The 17,054-nt window shown below is 44.5% G+C and carries 13 protein-coding genes and 1 CRISPR repeat array; of the genes, 7 read left to right on the top strand and 6 right to left on the bottom strand.

All coding sequences use genetic code 11. The annotated features are described in order from the left end of the window. Positions 1–86 precede the first annotated feature (86 nt). From H140_RS0108305 to xerD, 7 genes are all read left to right on the top strand, one after another. A complete protein-coding gene (locus tag H140_RS0108305; RefSeq protein ID WP_019673197.1) occupies positions 87–650 on the top strand; it encodes a YqgE/AlgH family protein in 564 nt (187 codons plus the stop codon). Beyond that, positions 643–1,230, top strand: a complete 588-nt coding sequence (gene ruvX, locus H140_RS0108300; RefSeq protein WP_019673196.1) for a Holliday junction resolvase RuvX — start codon at positions 643–645, stop codon at positions 1,228–1,230. The genes H140_RS0108305 and ruvX overlap by 8 nt, the downstream gene beginning before the upstream one ends. 73 nt (positions 1,231–1,303) lie before the next feature. Continuing rightward, on the top strand, positions 1,304–1,846 hold the full coding sequence (locus tag H140_RS0108295; RefSeq protein WP_019673195.1) for a hypothetical protein: 543 nt from the start codon (positions 1,304–1,306) through the stop codon (positions 1,844–1,846). 283 nt (positions 1,847–2,129) lie between these two features. Next, entirely contained in the window at positions 2,130–2,342 is a 213-nt protein-coding gene (locus H140_RS0108290; protein WP_406947562.1) for a sulfurtransferase TusA family protein, read from the top strand. 62 nt (positions 2,343–2,404) lie between these two features. Beyond that, positions 2,405–3,682 (top strand): cation:proton antiporter, encoded by a 1,278-nt coding sequence (locus H140_RS0108285; RefSeq protein ID WP_019673193.1) that lies wholly within the window; start codon positions 2,405–2,407, stop codon positions 3,680–3,682. Between the two features lie 412 nt (positions 3,683–4,094). After that, positions 4,095–5,582: an aldehyde dehydrogenase family protein gene (locus H140_RS0108280; RefSeq protein ID WP_019673192.1), complete on the top strand. Its 1,488-nt coding sequence runs from the start codon at positions 4,095–4,097 to the stop codon at positions 5,580–5,582. Positions 5,583–5,741: 159 nt separating this feature from the next. After that, on the top strand, positions 5,742–6,680 hold the full coding sequence (xerD, locus tag H140_RS0108275; RefSeq protein ID WP_019673191.1) for a site-specific tyrosine recombinase XerD: 939 nt from the start codon (positions 5,742–5,744) through the stop codon (positions 6,678–6,680). A 332-nt stretch (positions 6,681–7,012) separates the two neighbouring features. Continuing rightward, a CRISPR array of direct repeats spans positions 7,013–8,180; the repeat unit is 28 nt; unit sequence TTTCTAAGCCACCTATGCGGTGGTTAAC. Positions 8,181–8,518: 338 nt separating this feature from the next. Here the strand turns inward: xerD and H140_RS0108270 are convergent. The 6 genes from H140_RS0108270 to ftsL all read right to left on the bottom strand — a co-directional run bounded on the left by H140_RS0108270 (position 8,519) and on the right by ftsL (position 16,991). After that, positions 8,519–9,496: a putative RNA methyltransferase gene (locus H140_RS0108270; RefSeq protein WP_019673190.1), complete on the bottom strand. Its 978-nt coding sequence runs from the start codon at positions 9,494–9,496 to the stop codon at positions 8,519–8,521. A 109-nt stretch (positions 9,497–9,605) separates the two neighbouring features. Next, positions 9,606–10,727, bottom strand: a complete 1,122-nt coding sequence (mraY, locus tag H140_RS0108265) for a phospho-N-acetylmuramoyl-pentapeptide-transferase (protein ID WP_019673189.1) — start codon at positions 10,725–10,727, stop codon at positions 9,606–9,608. Between the two features lie 210 nt (positions 10,728–10,937). Next, positions 10,938–12,488: a UDP-N-acetylmuramoyl-tripeptide--D-alanyl-D-alanine ligase gene (locus H140_RS0108260; protein ID WP_019673188.1), complete on the bottom strand. Its 1,551-nt coding sequence runs from the start codon at positions 12,486–12,488 to the stop codon at positions 10,938–10,940. A 39-nt stretch (positions 12,489–12,527) separates the two neighbouring features. Then, a complete protein-coding gene (locus tag H140_RS0108255; RefSeq protein ID WP_019673187.1) occupies positions 12,528–14,246 on the bottom strand; it encodes a UDP-N-acetylmuramoyl-L-alanyl-D-glutamate--2,6-diaminopimelate ligase in 1,719 nt (572 codons plus the stop codon). A gap of 95 nt (positions 14,247–14,341) precedes the next feature. Beyond that, positions 14,342–16,513 (bottom strand): peptidoglycan D,D-transpeptidase FtsI family protein, encoded by a 2,172-nt coding sequence (locus H140_RS0108250; RefSeq protein WP_019673186.1) that lies wholly within the window; start codon positions 16,511–16,513, stop codon positions 14,342–14,344. Continuing rightward, on the bottom strand, positions 16,506–16,991 hold the full coding sequence (ftsL, locus tag H140_RS14280) for a cell division protein FtsL (protein WP_019673185.1): 486 nt from the start codon (positions 16,989–16,991) through the stop codon (positions 16,506–16,508). Before ftsL ends, H140_RS0108250 begins: the two co-directional genes overlap by 8 nt. Positions 16,992–17,054 lie beyond the last annotated feature (63 nt).

Below are 17,054 nucleotides of genomic sequence, written 5' to 3'. Positions count from 1 at the left end.
CGCTTGCTTATCTGGCATTTATCCCCATACTATAATCATACCTTATCCCTATACTTAACTTTTATATCTAAAAACTGACTGTGTCTATGAGCCTTGATAACTTAACCCATCACTTCTTAATTGCTGCCCCTAGTATGCCAGACGATCGCTTTGCGCAAAGCTTGATTTATATCTGTCGCCACGACAAACAAGGGGTACTCGGTTTGATGGTGAATAAACCCATAGCAAATACCAAGGTTGGTGTCTTGCTAGAAGGCTTGGATATCGAAGTCGAGAACGAGACCATCATGCAAGATATGCCTCTAGAGGGTGGGCCTGTCTTTCCAGAAGTCGGCTTTGTCTTGCATACTGGACAGCCTACCTGGGCCTCTTCTTTTGCCATCTCTGAAAATGTGTGCATCACAACCAGTAAAGACATCCTTGAGCGCATTGCCGCTGGGCAAGGTGTCGAGCATTACTACTTATGCTTAGGTCATGCCAGTTGGTTTAAAGGCCAATTAGAACAAGAGATTGCTCAAGGCGATTGGTTGGTCTGCCCAGCAGATTTATCCTTATTATTCAAAGTGCCTTTTGAGCAGCGCTGGCATCTTGCTGGCAATAAACTTGGTATTGACTTTAACTTTTTAAGCGATGATATCGGTCATGCATAACAACAACTTGCACAACGACAACCCTATGCCTCAAAGCCTCCAAATAGACAGCGATTCAAAGATCCAGACACAGCCTAATGACATCCTAGCTTTTCGATCCAAAGCAGAAAGCTCTAACCAGCCTCAAACCCTGTTAGGACTTGACTATGGGGTAAAAAAGATGGGAATGGCATTGGGCAATACCCTCACCCATGACGCCCGCCCCTTTGATATTCTTGCCATGAATAATGGACAGCCCGCAGACTGGGACAACCTATTGGGCATTATCCAAACTTGGAAAATCGGTAGCGTCATTGTCGGACTACCGCTAAATATGGATGGCAGCCGCTCTATGCTCGCAAAACGGGCGCACAAATTTGCCCGTCGCCTTGCCCATCGCTTAATGGAGCAGCGCATTCCAGTACCCGTAATGCTATATGATGAGCGTCTGACCTCAAGAGAAGCGCGCGAGATGGCGTGGGAGCTTGGCTTAATCAATAACGAGCGTGATCCGATTGATGACATTGCTGCTTGCTTATTATTACAAAGCTATTTGCGGCATCCTGAGCACGCTCAAGACATTGCCACTATCAAAGATTAAGCTTGGGGCAGTTAGTAAATTAACGCTCAAACTATTCAGTCACCAAACCCACACATCATACAAGCCTTAAGCCATGAGCACACAGCCCACTAATCCGCAATCGCAAACACAGTCACAGCCAACCTCCACAGCAGCAAATCATGCCAACACTGGGGCTCAGATTAATGCCACAACCAACAGCATTGCTGGCTTTCCTGTGGTTGCTATCAATATCTTACGGCAGGCGCAAAAGCTAAACCGGATGTCTATCCTATGCATTGTATTGGCTATCTTTGCCTTTGTGGTATTTGGCACGCTGGCTAGCCTTGAAATGTTCCATGACAGTCATCAACTATATTTATTATTCCACTATTTGCCTTATGTGTTGATCGCCCTCACTATTCCAGTAACTTTATATCAGGCATTTTTGGTCTATCGCTATCGCTTAAGCCAGCCGTCTATGCTTGTGACCAGTGTCGGTGGCGCCAGCTTGCTATTAATTATTTGCTTGCTATTTTCGCTGTCTGACTGGCTGTGGCTTGCGATGGCAGCTTGGATTGGGGTCGCTTACTGGTTTCAGGCAACATTTAAGCGCTTTTTTAAGTTTATTAATGACCAGCAACAAGACACAGAATAAGCAACATCCCGTTAGACTTAGGACAAGATACACAAGGCACAGCAAACACAGAAGGCACAGAAGGCACAGAAAAACAGATAAGAGAAACCACAAAAATACAGCTATCGGGGACATTATTATGACCAACACCAATACTGACATTAATGACCATGCTGACACCAATAACAGTGCTCATACCAATAGCAGTGCCAGTAACAGTAACAGTAACAGTAGCAGTAACAGTACAGACCATCCTATTCAACATCAGCTCGATACCCAAGGCCTGATTTGCCCTGAGCCGGTGATGCTATTGCACCGTGCCATACGCAAAGCCGATGGGGGTGACCATATCGAAATTCTAGCCACTGACCCTGCTACCACCCGTGACATCCCAAACTTTTGTCGTCATTTGGGGCACACCTTGGTCGAAAAATCAGAGCAAGACAATCCAGAAGGTGACAGTGACAACCACACCGATATCCTATATCGCTATGTGGTACAAAAAAAGCAGGGTTAAAGTGTACTGACGATAGTTCAAATCTATACTAGCAATATACTCTAACCATCGGAATCTGGATCATGAGTACCTTTAATATTATTGCCTTAGTATTGGTCGTTACCGCTATTTTTGCTGTTATCAACGACCGATACATCAAACTACATCGTACCATTGGGGTCATGCTTATTGCCCTTGTGATGTCTTTACTTATTTTATTCGCAAAATGGGTCGGCATTATTCATAATGACATCATGACCGAAATGATTAGCAAAGTGCATTTTGGTGAGACTCTCATTCAAGGTATGTTAGGAGCACTACTATTTGCAGGCGCTATTAATATTAAGTCTGAAGACTTAAAGCCTAGACTGATACCTATTACCGTATTAGCAATTTGTGGCGTATTGATTTCTACTTTGGTCGTGGGCTATCTGATGTATCTCACCATAAGCATCATTGATGGTGTGGATATTCCTCTGCTTTACTGCCTGACCTTTGCGGCCCTTATTTCTCCAACTGACCCTATCGCTGTATTGGCAATATTACGCTCTATTGGGGTTTCTAAAGGGCTAGAGATGGATGTGTGCGGTGAGTCCTTATTCAATGATGGTATCGGTCTGGTTATCTTTACCTTTTTCTTTGCGTTAGCTATCAATGCAGATACCATGAGTGCCGCAGAGGTTGGCTTATTTTTTGTGCAAAATGTTGGTGGCGCAATCTTATTAGGTGCCATGAGTAGTTATATCGTTTACTTACTAATGCGTAGTACCACAGATTATCATATCGAAATACTACTGAGTTTAGCCTTGGTATTTGGTAGCTTTCAGTTTGCTGAATGGATTGGCGTTTCAGCAGCAATCACAGTGGTTATTACAGGTTTGGTGTTTGGGCATCTGGTCTCTAATAATATGGGCGTAAAAAGTAGAGAGTCTTTATACACCTTCTGGGAAGTGATCGATGAAATACTAAACACTGTCCTATTCGTCATGTTAGGCGTAGTGCTCTTATTATTGCCAACAGACATCAATCATATGTTCTTAGGTCTGTTGGCTATTGCGATTGTATTATTTGGACGCTGGCTAAGTGTCGCCATTCCTGTCAGTATTTTAAAAAAATGGTATTTCTTCTCCCCTCGCTCCATTCGCATACTGACTTGGGGTGGACTGCGTGGCGGACTATCTGTCGCCATGGCACTGTCACTACCTGAAAGCATCTTCCGAGACTACATACTTATTATGACTTACGCTGTGGTTGTGTTTTCTATCATTATCCAAGGCACAACGATCAAAAAGCTTGCTGGTAAATCTAGTGAGGGTAAAAATAGATACCGCATTGCTGAGTTAAACCAACTCAACAAATAGTACTGCGTATAATGTTGACGAATCACACCCATAATTCATTAAGAGAATCTTAACCAGTTACTCACTTATAAAAATATCCTTACAAAACATTACGCCCAAACAAGGTGGTTACGATTGGCAAACAAGAGTTTAGCCTCTGCGTACAAATTACCATTATCTCTTATGCTAGATTAGGATTATTGATTAGCTGACTTGCCAAATTAAGTGCTGGTTTACAAATTAAGCTTGTAAACCAAGCACTTATTGAATGCCTATTGAGCTTATTGCACTAATAGAGTGCTTATTCAATAGGTCGAATTTATTGGTTCAATAGCAAGCCAACTAAGTCAAAACTTTGCCATACAGCTATACAACCTCTAAATAGCTGCAAAATAATAATAGGCATCACCCTAACAACATCAAAGGATTTACTATGAATACGCATAATGACAATACAAACACAGCATATAGTGACTTTCATTTACAGTATATCGCTGGTGAATGGGTAAAAGGCGAAGATGACACCATCAATACAGACAGCAACCCCTACAACGGGGATACCTTAGTTGAGATTCAACAAGCAACAAGGGCACAACTAGATCAAGCGTTTCAAGCAGCTCAACAAGCTCAAAAACAATGGGCAAAGACCCTCCCAGCTGAACGCACCGCCCTCCTCAACAAAGTCATCCAACTGATGGATGATCGTCATGAAGAGATTATCGATTGGCTGATCAAAGAGTCTGGAAGTACGCGTATCAAAGCAGAAGTTGAATTGACCATCGCTCGTGCTGTGACTGTGGAGGCCGCCACCTATCCTAACCGTATGCACGGAGAAATCCGTCCATCCAACACTCCTGGTAAAGAAAACTACATCTTCCGTGACCCCGTAGGAGTGATTGCCTTAATCAGTCCTTGGAACTTCCCACTGCATTTAACTCAGCGCTCACTTGCGCCTGCTATTGCTCTAGGGAATGCGGTGGTATTAAAACCTGCCAGTGATACCCCAGTAACTGGTGCCTTATTACTTGCCAAGTTATTTGAAGAAGCTGGCTTACCCAAAGGCGTATTAAACGTTGTCATCGGTGCAGGTAGTGAGATTGGTGATGCAATAGTGACCAACGATATCCCCAGCTTAGTATCATTTACTGGCTCTACGCCTGTCGGCAAGCACATCGGTGAGATTGCCTTTAGTGGCGACTATATCAAAGATGTTGCACTGGAGCTAGGCGGTAACAACCCCTTTGTGGTGCTCGAAGATGCCGATCTAGATCAAGCAGTCAAAGCAGCGGTATTTGGCAAATTTTTACACCAAGGTCAAATTTGTATGGCCATCAACCGTATTATCGTAGAAGAAGCGGTTTATGATACCTTTGTCGAGAAGTTTAAAGCAAAAGTTGCAAGCCTAAAAGTTGGTAATCCAAACGATGAAGATACATTTATTGGTCCTATTATCAATAAAAACCAACTTGATTCGCTCAAACAAAAAATCAAAACAGCAAAACAAGAAGGCGCTACTTTGACGCTTGAAGGTAACATCGAAGGTCAACTGGTACACCCTTATATCTTTACAGACGTTACCCCTGACATGGACTTATTCCGCAATGAAATCTTTGGCCCTTTAGTAGCTATCGTTAAGGCCAAAGACGAAGAAGAGGCGTTAAAGCTTGCGAATGATACCCAGTTTGGGCTATCTAGTGCGGTGTTTACCCGTGATATGCAACGTGGCATGCGCTTTGCCAAAGGGATACAAGCTGGCATGACTCATATTAATGATATGCCCGTTAATGATGAAAGCATGGTCGCTTTTGGTGGGATCAAAAACTCTGGCATTGGTCGCTTTAACAGCGAATATATCCTAGAAGAGTTCACCAAGACCCATTGGATCTCTTTCCAAAGCGAGCCTCGTGATTACGGGCTATAATCCACTTTGCATCATCAATCCAACTTAACGACTTATTCCTAATCTATCACTGAGGCCACTATCGTTGGCCTCTTTTTGATGAGTTAAAATAACTCAATACCACTTTTATGATATATTCCACATTACATTGAACGAGATGAGCATTTTTGAGAGCGACACATGAGCCGAGACAGAGCGATACAACCCAGACAACCCAAAGCCTTAGCTGTCGATGACGAGCCAGCTTACATCACCGAGTTTCGACAAGCCATGCTCGCTCGCGGCCTCTCTACCCGCACCCGTAACGCCTATGTACGTGACTTAAAGCTGTGCGAAACCACCAATACCAAAGCCCTTACTTTATGGACAGAAATGGACGTGATGCAGTGCTTGGTCACCCTAAACCAGCAAGGCAAAACCCCACGCACCCAAGCACGCATGCTCTCAAGTTTGCGTCAGTTTTACCTATGGATGGTGGGCAATGAGCGCCGAGAAGACAGCCCCTGTGAGCGCATCAAGACCCCTAAGATTGGCCGCTCTCTACCCAAAGACTTATCCGAAGCAGATGTCGAAAATCTACTATCGGCGCCAGATACCAGTACCGCACTGGGTCTGCGTGACAAGGCGATGTTGGAGGTGCTATATGCTTGTGGTCTACGCGTTAGCGAGCTGATGGACTTATCGCTGGAGCAAGTCAACCTAAATGCTGGCTGGCTACAAATCACGGGGAAAGGTAACAAAACCCGCTTGGTACCCTTGGGTGAATACGCCAGTGAGGCTTTGGAAGACTACTTAACCCATGCCCGAGGTGAACTGGTCGCACATTTAAAAACTGGCAACTGCCAAGCCGTCTTTTTAACCACACAAGGCGGATATATGACGCGGCAAAACTTCTGGTATATGATCAAAAAATACGCCAAACAAGCTGGCATCGAAGACAGCCTATCGCCACACAGCTTACGCCATGCTTTCGCCACTCACTTACTTAATCATGGTGCCGACTTACGTAGCGTACAGCTGTTACTTGGCCACAGCGACTTATCCACTACACAGATTTACACCCATGTCGCCACTGCTCGCTTGCAGCAGCTGCATGAAGCGCATCATCCTAGGGGATAACGACAGACCCAGATAGTGAGCAACTGCAAATAAACAACTAGCAATAAACCGTTATAAACTAACGGAGCCAATCTCGCTTTTCGCTACTATCTGTCTTGCTCATGGCGTGCGGACTACCGTGACCAGAGTCGTTACTGCTACCACGACACCGCCTCTCGCCACAGTCCGCATCGCCATGAGCTACGCCAGTATATCCGCTTCAATCGAGGCTAAACCGCACCCCAAGACCACACTCACATCAAAAAAGCTAAGACTACACGCTGATAAGATTTTACAGTGCGCACCATTAACGCAATACTTATTTGATGTCGGTGCATGGATCGCACCCTATTAAGCTAAGCCACCTATGCGGTGGTTAACGTGGTGACAGCATGGAGCGTCTGATTATGGATTTTCTAAGCCACCTATGCGGTGGTTAACAATTCACTACGTTCAGTGAGTAGTAATTCGATTTTCTAAGCCACCTATGCGGTGGTTAACCCCTTACCCAAACCTACACTTATTGCATCTGTTTTCTAAGCCACCTATGCGGTGGTTAACAAGTTATTAAAGTCTGTCTGCGCTTTGTCTTTTTTCTAAGCCACCTATGCGGTGGTTAACAAAAAGGGTTTGAGTTTAATAAAACAGTAACGTTTCTAAGCCACCTATGCGGTGGTTAACTATTTACAGACTCAAACGCATTAATGACCCAATTTCTAAGCCACCTATGCGGTGGTTAACCAATAGCAATGAATATAGTAACATCTGATTACTTTCTAAGCCACCTATGCGGTGGTTAACAACTCATAGTCAACAGAGACCATTAATTAAAATTTCTAAGCCACCTATGCGGTGGTTAACTGAATAACAATAACATTTCATCCATATCACTATTTCTAAGCCACCTATGCGGTGGTTAACCATACAACTATTCGAGTTAATAAACCAATGATTTTCTAAGCCACCTATGCGGTGGTTAACCATTAGCAATTTAATTCATCATTTAAGTCAAATTTCTAAGCCACCTATGCGGTGGTTAACACTCATGTCTGTTACTCCAGTTAGTTATCATTTTTCTAAGCCACCTATGCGGTGGTTAACTAGATGACAAAGTACAGACAGCTAGCACAAAGTTTCTAAGCCACCTATGCGGTGGTTAACTAAGCGTGTCGATGACCAGTTCTACATTAATTTTTCTAAGCCACCTATGCGGTGGTTAACACCATCATATTTATTTGTGCTGGTCTTTTCTTTTTCTAAGCCACCTATGCGGTGGTTAACGCAGAGCATAACCCTAATTACTTCTGGCAAATTTTCTAAGCCACCTATGCGGTGGTTAACATAGCTGTTTGTTCATGTTGTTTTAGTCCATTTTTCTAAGCCACCTATGCGGTGGTTAACCCAATAAGCTTGTCCTTCCACGCTGAGGGGTTTTTCTAAGCCACCTATGCGGTGGTTAACACCAAGGTTCAATCGGATTATTTGATCACCAATTTCTAAGCCACCTATGCGGTGGTTAACTAGAATTATAGCTTAAAAAAGCCAGTAACAACAGTGCTTCAAGGCTGATAAACCCACTTTTACCCTTTATTTTTTGCTAGAATATAACACATTGATTTTATTAACTTTATTCAAGCAACCAAAAAAAAGGGTTTTTTAAGCAGTACCAAGGTCAAGACCAAAGCTATAACCAAAAATAGTTAACTCCAGTCAAAAAGAACCAAAGCAATTACAAACCAACCCAGTACAAGCACGACAACAGCAGGCTTAACCAGGTCAACCCCCTAACGACTTTTCCTTTCCTAACTATATCTAGACAATAAAACACGACCTACCAATGGCAAGCAAACCAAATTTGACTACAACCTCACCAACTCATACACCACAAACCTCGCTGTGGTCTCAAAGTATTGACGCTCGGTTGACGCCAACAAGGCCTCACGCTTCTCTGCTTTGGCACGATACGAATACGGAGTCATAGTCAATAAATCAGATAATGCCTGCTTATCTAATGACAGCGGTGCTTGTATTTGATGGGTATTGATCAGCTTAAATAATGGGGCTAGCTCACCCAAAAACTTATCCGAATCATGCGGACGCACCTCATCAAACAACGCCTCACGCATACTTTGCAAATGACCTGCATCTGGCTTAGCAATAATCAATCGCCCGCCTACCCTCAACACTCGTGCAAACTCGTCAGGCAATATAGGACTAAAAATACTACTGATAGCATCCAAACTATTATCTGCTAATGGTAGCTTCGAGGCACTGGCCACCATTGGATAAATCGCTGGCATTGAGGGTAAGAAATCTATCATCGCCCCTTGGGCTTGCATCTGCTTGATATTTAATTTGACTTCCTCGATTTGATACCAGAGTGCTCTATGCAGCTTGAACACTTTCGCAAGCTGCGTGACAGCAGGCTTACTAATATCTAAGGCTATCAAATTATTAACTGATAAGGGCGACGGCGACATTAATGCTTGTGCAATCGCCTCGGTGTAATACCCTTCACCACAGCCGACATCAAGCCAAGTCTGCTGATTTAATTGAGCGGATGCTTCTGGCTCACCGTTAGCCAAATGAGCAATCAACTGCTGTAATGGCTGATAAAAATCTTGGCTTAAAAAACGGTGGCGTGCTTCAATCGACTCTTGACTGTCACCGGGATCTTTTGATTTTTTATTTTGTACTGGCAATAGGTTGACGTAGCCTTGACGTGCCACATCAAATGGATGATGCGTGCCTTTGGCATTTAAGCTGGCATCACACTGCCAAGTTTTGGCGTGGGGTGTGAGTGATGATGAGCAGTGGGGGCAGACAAAGGTTAGCATATATTATACCAAATCTGAGAATTAAGATATCGAGGAAAACGAATGCAAACACTACAAGTAGTAGGTTTAGCGAGTTTGACAAAGATAGGTTATTTTTCAGAATACGGTATTATCTTAACTTTAAGGTCATCAAACCTAAGACTACCAGCAAGATAGCGACAATCCAAAAACGAACCACCACCTGAGTCTCTTTCCACCCTTTTTCTTCAAAATGGTGATGCAAAGGCGCCATTAAAAATATCCGCTTTTTGCGTAACTTATAAGAACCCACTTGCAAAATAACCGACACCGCTTCTGCCACAAACAGACCCCCCATAATCGCAAAGGCAATTTCTTGGCGGGTCATCACTGCGATTGTACCGAGCATAGCGCCCAAGGCCAACGCGCCCACATCGCCCATAAAGACTTGCGCTGGATGAGCATTGAACCATAAAAACCCCAATCCTGCGCCTATGATAGCAGCACAGACAATAGTTACTTCTGAGTTATAAGTGATATAGGGTACGTGCAAATAGTTTGAAAAAATGACATCGCCAGACACGTAAGAAAACACGCCAAGCCCTGCTGCCACAAATACCACGGGCAAAATGGCTAGGCCGTCAAGCCCATCGGTTAGGTTCACCGCATTGGATGCACCATTGATGACAAAATAGGTAAAAATAATAAACGCCAAGCCAAAAGGTACTATTGATAATGGGATAGATAGGTTTTTAAACACTGGAATTAACAAGTCAATCATAGATTGTGAGGTGGCTGGATTGGGGTGTTGGCTGGCAATATAGTACAAAGAAACACCGACAAATAAGGCGCCAAGCGATAGCCAAAAGTACTTTTTGCGGGCGATAAGGCCTTTGGGATTTTTGTATTTAATCTTTAGCCAGTCATCTGCCCAACCCACACCACCAAAAATCACCATCACTACCATTAAAATCCAAACATAAGGATTGGTTAGATTGGCCCAGCACAAGGTTGCAAATCCTATGGAAGTTAAGATGAGCACGCCACCCATGGTTGGGGTGCCAGTTTTTGCTAAATGGGTTTTTGGGCCATCGTCACGAACAGCTTGACCGTATTTGATACTACGTAAGTAGGCAATCGTACGTGGCCCTAGTAACAGGCTAAAGGTAAGCGAGGTAATAACCGTCAGTAGCACCCTCAAGGTTAGTGATGATACCGCCGAAAACGGTGAATAGAATTGACTTAAGACGCTGTCAAATAACCAATATAACACCGCTTACTCCTCATTTATTTATTGTCTATAAATCTTTTATCAACTTAGGTTGAATCGGTTAAAACTTAAAATCGGGCAAATTATCGCAAAAAATGAACAAAAAATCAGGTTTACAACGTATTTTCACTAAAAATGCACACTTAATGGCTTATGTCTGCCCTATTATTTACTTACCTGCCCTATTATTTGCTAACTGATGATAACCAACGGCTAACTGGCTCCTAGCAAATCATCAATCAAGGTCTCCATTGTAGTACTGCGAGATCCTTTAAATAATAGGGTGCACGCCTGTTGCTGCTGTTCATACGCTTCTATCAAAGCCTTTAGCGTGGCTAATAATTCGGCTTTGGTGGCAAAGGCCTGTGCCTGATCTTGAGTCATGCCAGCACTTTGAGCGCCTGCAATGGTATGGGGTGCAAACTCGCCCACACACAATAAGACATCAATATGCTTACCAGCGATGGTTGCGCCTAATTCGCGATGCTCATTAGCAGCAGCATCACCAAGCTCACCAATATCGCCCAGCACTAACATCTTAACGCCCGTTTGCGCTGCCAATACATCGGCGGCGGCTCGCATCGAGTTCGGGTTGGCATTATAAGTATCATCAATAATCTGATGTTGACCGAACTGTTGCCTACCCAGTCGCCCTTTACTAGAAGTGACTTGCGCCAAGCCTTTGATTATCTGCTCTGGCACAATCCCGACCGCATACGCACAAGCTGCCGCAGCCAAAGCATTGCTGACATTATGCTGTCCTGCCATCGGTAACTTAACGGGTAAAGCCACTGCTTCGGTTGTCGCTGTGGCGGCAAAGTTTAAAACAAACTCACTTTGCAGTGCCCCCGTTGTTACTTCAGTTGCGTACACTTCCGGTAAGCTGCCCGCTTCAGCCTGTGTCTCTGGCTCTAGCTGTTGCCAACCAAAGTGCAAAATATGCTGAGTATATTGCTTGGCCACCTGAGTTAATTGCTCGCTATAATCATCATCGGCAGGCACCACTGCTGTACCTGATGCGCTTAATGACTGATAAATCTCGGCCTTAGTCTTAGCGATATTGTCTCGACCGCCAAACTCACCCAAATGCGCAGTACCTATGTTTAAAATACAGGCGACATCTGGCTTCACCATATCTGCGGTATATTCAATCTCACCGACATGATTGGCGCCCAGCTCAAGTACCGCATATTGATGCTGATTTTCTAATTCCAGCAGCATCATGGGCACGCCAAAGTCGTTGTTTAAGTTACCACGGGTGACTAGGGTTGAATGACCTTCCGCTTGGTTTGTGTTGTCTTGACTGGCTTCGGACTCGACAGCGATAAAAATACTGCGCAGCATCTCTTTCACTGTGGTTTTACCACTAGATCCGGTAATGGCTATCACTTTTAAATCACTGTGCTGCTGACGGCGATAGGCGGCAATTTGACCGAACGCTAAGCGGGTATCAGCAACTTGTAATTGCGGCACAGTAACCTTGTCGTTAACGCTGCTGACAATAGCCGCAACTGCGCCCTTCTGTACCGCGGCTTCTACAAAGTGATGACCATCAAACTTTTCACCAACAATGGCTAAGAAAATATCGCCCGCTTCAATTTTACGGGTGTCGGTAATGATACGAGTTGCTTGAATCTGGTTATCATGATTGTGATGACTGTCATCAGCGAGATGATGCCATTGACCTTTAACTGCCTGCGTTGCTGCGACCAAGTTATCTGCTTGCCATGTGTATAAGCCACTTTGGGTGTCCGCTATTGCCATCTTTTCTTCTGCTCTCTTTTGTTATCTCTGATGCTTTTGTTATTTCTGATGCGCTTCAATCAACGCCTGTTGCAGTATTAAGCGATCATCGAAGTCATAACGTACGCCTTTAATTTCCTGATAGGTCTCATGGCCTTTACCCGCAATCACGACAATGTCTTCACTGCCTGCGTGCTGCACCACATAATGAATCGCCTGTTTGCGATCAGCAATCACTTTAGTTTTGGCATATTGCGCCTCGCTCATGCCTTGCTGCATATCTTCTAATATGGCTTCAGGATCTTCGCTACGTGGATTGTCAGAAGTTAATACCACTTGATCAGCGACGCTCAATCCAGCTTGTGCCATCAACGGACGCTTGCCCTTATCACGATCACCACCACAGCCAAATACCGCCCACAGCTTGCCGTCACAATGTGACTTTAAGCTGGTCAATACTTGAGTCAGTGCATCTGGAGTGTGAGCATAATCGACAATAAATACCCCTTGATCATCATTTGCAGACTCAGCACGCTGCATGCGCCCACTTGCGCCTTGCAACTGCTTAACCAGACCTGGCATTGCGTCCAAAGGTATGCCTAACGCCACTGCGCCAGCCACAGCCGCCAACACATTGGCCACATTAAAGCGTCCTAATAAGGGGCTGTGTAGTTTGATGCTGTCAGCGGCAATGGAGTTTGAATCGACGCTTAGCTCAATCTCAACCCCAGCAAGACTTGGTATGACCTGTGATGCCACAAACAGTGCATCAATACCATCAATATTGACTGATACTTCTGGATTCAGGCTATAAAGCCAAACTTTGACGCCTGAATCCATGGCTGTCTTCGCCATCATTGGCGCAAAGTCATCGTCGATATTAATAATGGCATGGGTCAATTGTGGAAAATAAGTCTTATCAAACAAACGAGCCTTAGCACGCGCATAATCTTCCATATCTGGATGATAATCCAGGTGATCTCGGCTCAGATTGCTATAAACAGCCACCGTTACTGGCACGCCTTGCAAACGCTGCTGGTCTAAACCATGCGAGCTGGCCTCTAACGCCAATACATCAATACCCTCTTGCTGCATCTGTCGTAAAAAACGTTGCACCGCAAGCGCATCACCCGTGGTGTGACTGGCTTGCACCAGACTGCCCAAACGCCCATTACCCGCTGTACCCATCACCGCACTGTGCTGCAAATTTGGCAACGCAGAGAACTGGCAGAGTTGCGCAATAAGTTGGCTAATAGTGGTTTTACCATTGGTGCCCGTCACCGCAATCACTTGTGGTAATTGCAGTAATAAATCTTGAGTGTTTTCAATCTGATTTAATACAGAAGTAGGCAGTAGGCTAAGCTGGATAAGTGTACCCAACACATCACGGATATTGGGAACATATAGCATGGGACAGCCCTGCTCTACTGCTGAATAGGACAAGGATTCTGGATCGATTTCACTGATAATACAGGCTGCTTGCTTGGCTGCTGCTTGTGCATATTGTTGACTTTTTTCAACTGGCTGGGTGTGGCTTTTTAGCAATACAAAGACGTCTTTAGCCACTGTGTCTGGCGTGAGTTGACGGCTGTCTAGCACAAACTGAGCCAAGGGCTTATCTAATAGATTGTTCGCATCAGCAGTGGCGGCACTGGCATCTTGTCTTATCTTTTGTAGGGTATGTTGCTGGTTTGGCAGTACTTTTTCGGCAACTGTGAGCAGCTGCTTTAACATAAGTGGTGACTGAGTTGAATCTGTGTGAGACGTGGACGTTGTCATGTCACTGACCTTATTATTAGCTGACTTTAGAGGTATTCAGACCAGCTTCAGATAGGGACAGCTGGTCTTTTTTATATGAATCATTTGGTGCAAGCCTAATTACCACTACTCGATAACGGCTTATCTAGCGGCACATTATACAGACGCAAGGCTTCTTGCATCACGCTTTTAAAGACTGGTGCTGCAACGATACCAGCATAGTGTGCTTTACGTGGATCTTCTACTAAGATTACTGCTGCCAAACGAGGGTTGGAGGCTGGCGCAATACCCGCAAAGACGGTGCGATACTGATCGGTATAGTAACCACCATTTGGATTAACACGACGTGAGGTACCTGTTTTACCCGCAATGCGATAGCCATCTATCGCAGCTGCTGTTCCTGTACCACCCGGCTGGGTCACCGTTTCCATCATCTTAACCACTGACATTGCATTTTTTTCATCAATAACACGTCTGCCATCTACTTTTTTGTCTTGTTTGATCAAGGTCAATGGGTGCAACACACCGCCTGATCCAAGCGCCGCATAGGCCTGTGCTACTTGAGCAAGCGTCACTTGTAAACCATAGCCATAGCTGACTGTGGCACGGCGCGAGGTCTCGTTTTCTTTTGGTGTCGGTACAATACCGGCTTGCTCCCCAGGGAACTGCAATGCTGTTTTTGAGCCAAAACCAAACTCTTTTTGCATATTGGTAATGGCATCTGGTGGCAGTGACAAGGCAATTTTGGTCGAGGCTACGTTACTTGATTTTTGAATCAGCTTGCTCATATTAATAGCGCCTAGATTACCATGATCACGAATGGTATAGCCTTTAACACGAATTGAGCCTGGGCTGGTATCAATTAAAGAGTTTTCGGTATATTTACCTGATTCGAGCGCTGCTGCTACCGTAAACGGCTTCATCACTGACCCAGGCTCAAACACGTCCAATACAGCACGGTTACGCTGGTTATTACCAGTCATTTCATTTAGGTTATTATTATTAAAAGCTGGCCAAGTTGACAGTGCCAACACCTCACCCGTATGCACATCAACGACCATACCTGTTGACCAACGTGCTTCTTGCACCCGACCAACTCGCTCAAGCTCTTTATACAGAAGGTATTGTAAGCGAGAGTCAATAGATAGCACCACATCCTCACCAGGCACTACCTCTTTGATCTGCTCTAGTTCCTCAATACTATGTTGGTTACGATCTTTGAGCACGCGCACCTTACCATCTTCTCCAGCAAGCCGAGCTTCAAACTGACGCTCAATACCAGCACGCCCTTCATAACCACTATTGGGATCGTTGGCGTTATAGCCCATAAACCCAAGGAGCTGAGCACTCGGTTGTGGCTGTGGATAATAGCGGCGAAACTCTTGTTTTTCGTGTACACCAGGGAAATTTAGCGCCATGACTGCATCCGCAATCTCAGGGGTTACCTTATTTAATAATGGTAAATAATGCGAGCCAGAGCCTTTTGGCAATACCGCTTTTACCGCCTCTTCATCCGTCACATCAACGCTATGATCAATAGCAACCGCTTGCTGCAATCGCTCAAGCGACACACCAGAGACACTAGATAATATTGCCAAATCTATCTCATCCAGACTGTCTTGCAAGCGCTGAGTTGCTTCCAAATCACCATTATTTTTTCTAAGCTTCTTTTGTAGCTCATAATACGCCAATGCATAATCATAAGGGCTGAAGCTAACGCTTGCCAGCGGTGCACTTATCGCTAAAGGTTGATGATTACGATCTGTAATCATACCGCGATATGAGCGTTGTACCCGCTCACTGGTAATAATCTCGTTACCTTTAGCGATTAGCTCATCCGCCTTAATCACCTGCAAATGAAAGGCACGACCAATTAAACATACAAACAACACGCCGGCGGCAAACCAAAGCATCTTAAATCGAGCCAGATCACTTTCAGCGCTACCACGACTATAAGCACCCACACTGGTAGGCTTTAGTAGCTTAAAGCGTTTGCCAGTACGGTGTTTAACACTAGTATAGACTTGATTGTTATTCGGTTTTTTCCAGAACATAAGCTTAGCTAAACCTTGACTCTTATTTTTACTAGAGTTTTGCTTTTTATTCTGGTTTGATTTGGTCGTACTTTTTGTATTGGTTTTCGCACTTTCTTTTGACGTAGAGGCTTTAGACGTTCGTTTCTTTGATGGCACCAAAGGTTCAGTAACTTTGCCATGAAGTGGTTTGTTACTGGCTGATGGTTTGCTATTGCGTTTTTTATTGCTCGCATCAGAAGGCTGTTTACTCATGCTCGCCTCCTTGATTGGCTTGACTAGTTTGAGTGATGTGCTCTAAGGAGTTTTCAGTCTGTGTGCTGGCCTGCTCTGACGGATTCATATCAACATTAAGGTGATCGCCAGCATGTGCCGCCATTGGTTGTAATATCAACTTATCCTGTGTTGATGGCGAGTACATGCCCAACTGAGTCACTGCACGACTGGCTATTTGCGGCGTAGCACTAAAGGTCTGTTGCTCGATCACTAAGCGTTGATTTTCTATTTGCAGGTTTCTATGCTCAACTTTTAATTTTTGTAGCGCCATATAATCTTCATGATACTGCTGTACCTGCTCTGCTGTCAGTACTGCTGACCAGATAATGCCAGCGGCTAGCAACAACATTACTGCCGCATACAAACGATCAACATTATAACGCTTACTCAGCATCTCACTGACTTCATGCGTGAGGCTGTCCATTGGGTTTGAGACTTGAGGTTTTTTATTTGCCATAAGGTGACTGTTGCTATGCCTAAATATAGTCTGCGAACAACTAAAAGGTTGCTGTATTGATTA

Origin of the sequence: Psychrobacter lutiphocae DSM 21542 (assembly GCF_000382145.1) — a bacterium.
GTDB classification, from domain to species: Bacteria; Pseudomonadota; Gammaproteobacteria; order Pseudomonadales; family Moraxellaceae; genus Psychrobacter; species Psychrobacter lutiphocae.
Note: the sequence above shows the minus strand (reverse complement) of the source record. Positions and strands in the feature narration are given on the sequence as shown.

What these genes read in the sequence shown, in the direction of transcription:
- H140_RS0108250 (WP_019673186.1), bottom strand. Translation starts at nt 16,513, where the DNA reads ATGAGTAAACAGCCTTCTGATGCGAGCAATAAAAAACGCAATAGCAAA.
- H140_RS0108270 (WP_019673190.1), bottom strand. Translation starts at nt 9,496, where the DNA reads ATGCTAACCTTTGTCTGCCCCCACTGCTCATCATCACTCACACCCCAC.
- xerD (WP_019673191.1), top strand. Translation starts at nt 5,742, where the DNA reads ATGAGCCGAGACAGAGCGATACAACCCAGACAACCCAAAGCCTTAGCT.
- H140_RS0108305 (WP_019673197.1), top strand. Translation starts at nt 87, where the DNA reads ATGAGCCTTGATAACTTAACCCATCACTTCTTAATTGCTGCCCCTAGT.
- H140_RS0108260 (WP_019673188.1), bottom strand. Translation starts at nt 12,488, where the DNA reads ATGGCAATAGCGGACACCCAAAGTGGCTTATACACATGGCAAGCAGAT.
- H140_RS0108255 (WP_019673187.1), bottom strand. Translation starts at nt 14,246, where the DNA reads ATGACAACGTCCACGTCTCACACAGATTCAACTCAGTCACCACTTATG.
- ftsL (WP_019673185.1), bottom strand. Translation starts at nt 16,991, where the DNA reads ATGGCAAATAAAAAACCTCAAGTCTCAAACCCAATGGACAGCCTCACG.
- H140_RS0108285 (WP_019673193.1), top strand. Translation starts at nt 2,405, where the DNA reads ATGAGTACCTTTAATATTATTGCCTTAGTATTGGTCGTTACCGCTATT.
- H140_RS0108280 (WP_019673192.1), top strand. Translation starts at nt 4,095, where the DNA reads ATGAATACGCATAATGACAATACAAACACAGCATATAGTGACTTTCAT.
- H140_RS0108290 (WP_406947562.1), top strand. Translation starts at nt 2,130, where the DNA reads ATGCTATTGCACCGTGCCATACGCAAAGCCGATGGGGGTGACCATATC.
- ruvX (WP_019673196.1), top strand. Translation starts at nt 643, where the DNA reads ATGCATAACAACAACTTGCACAACGACAACCCTATGCCTCAAAGCCTC.
- H140_RS0108295 (WP_019673195.1), top strand. Translation starts at nt 1,304, where the DNA reads ATGAGCACACAGCCCACTAATCCGCAATCGCAAACACAGTCACAGCCA.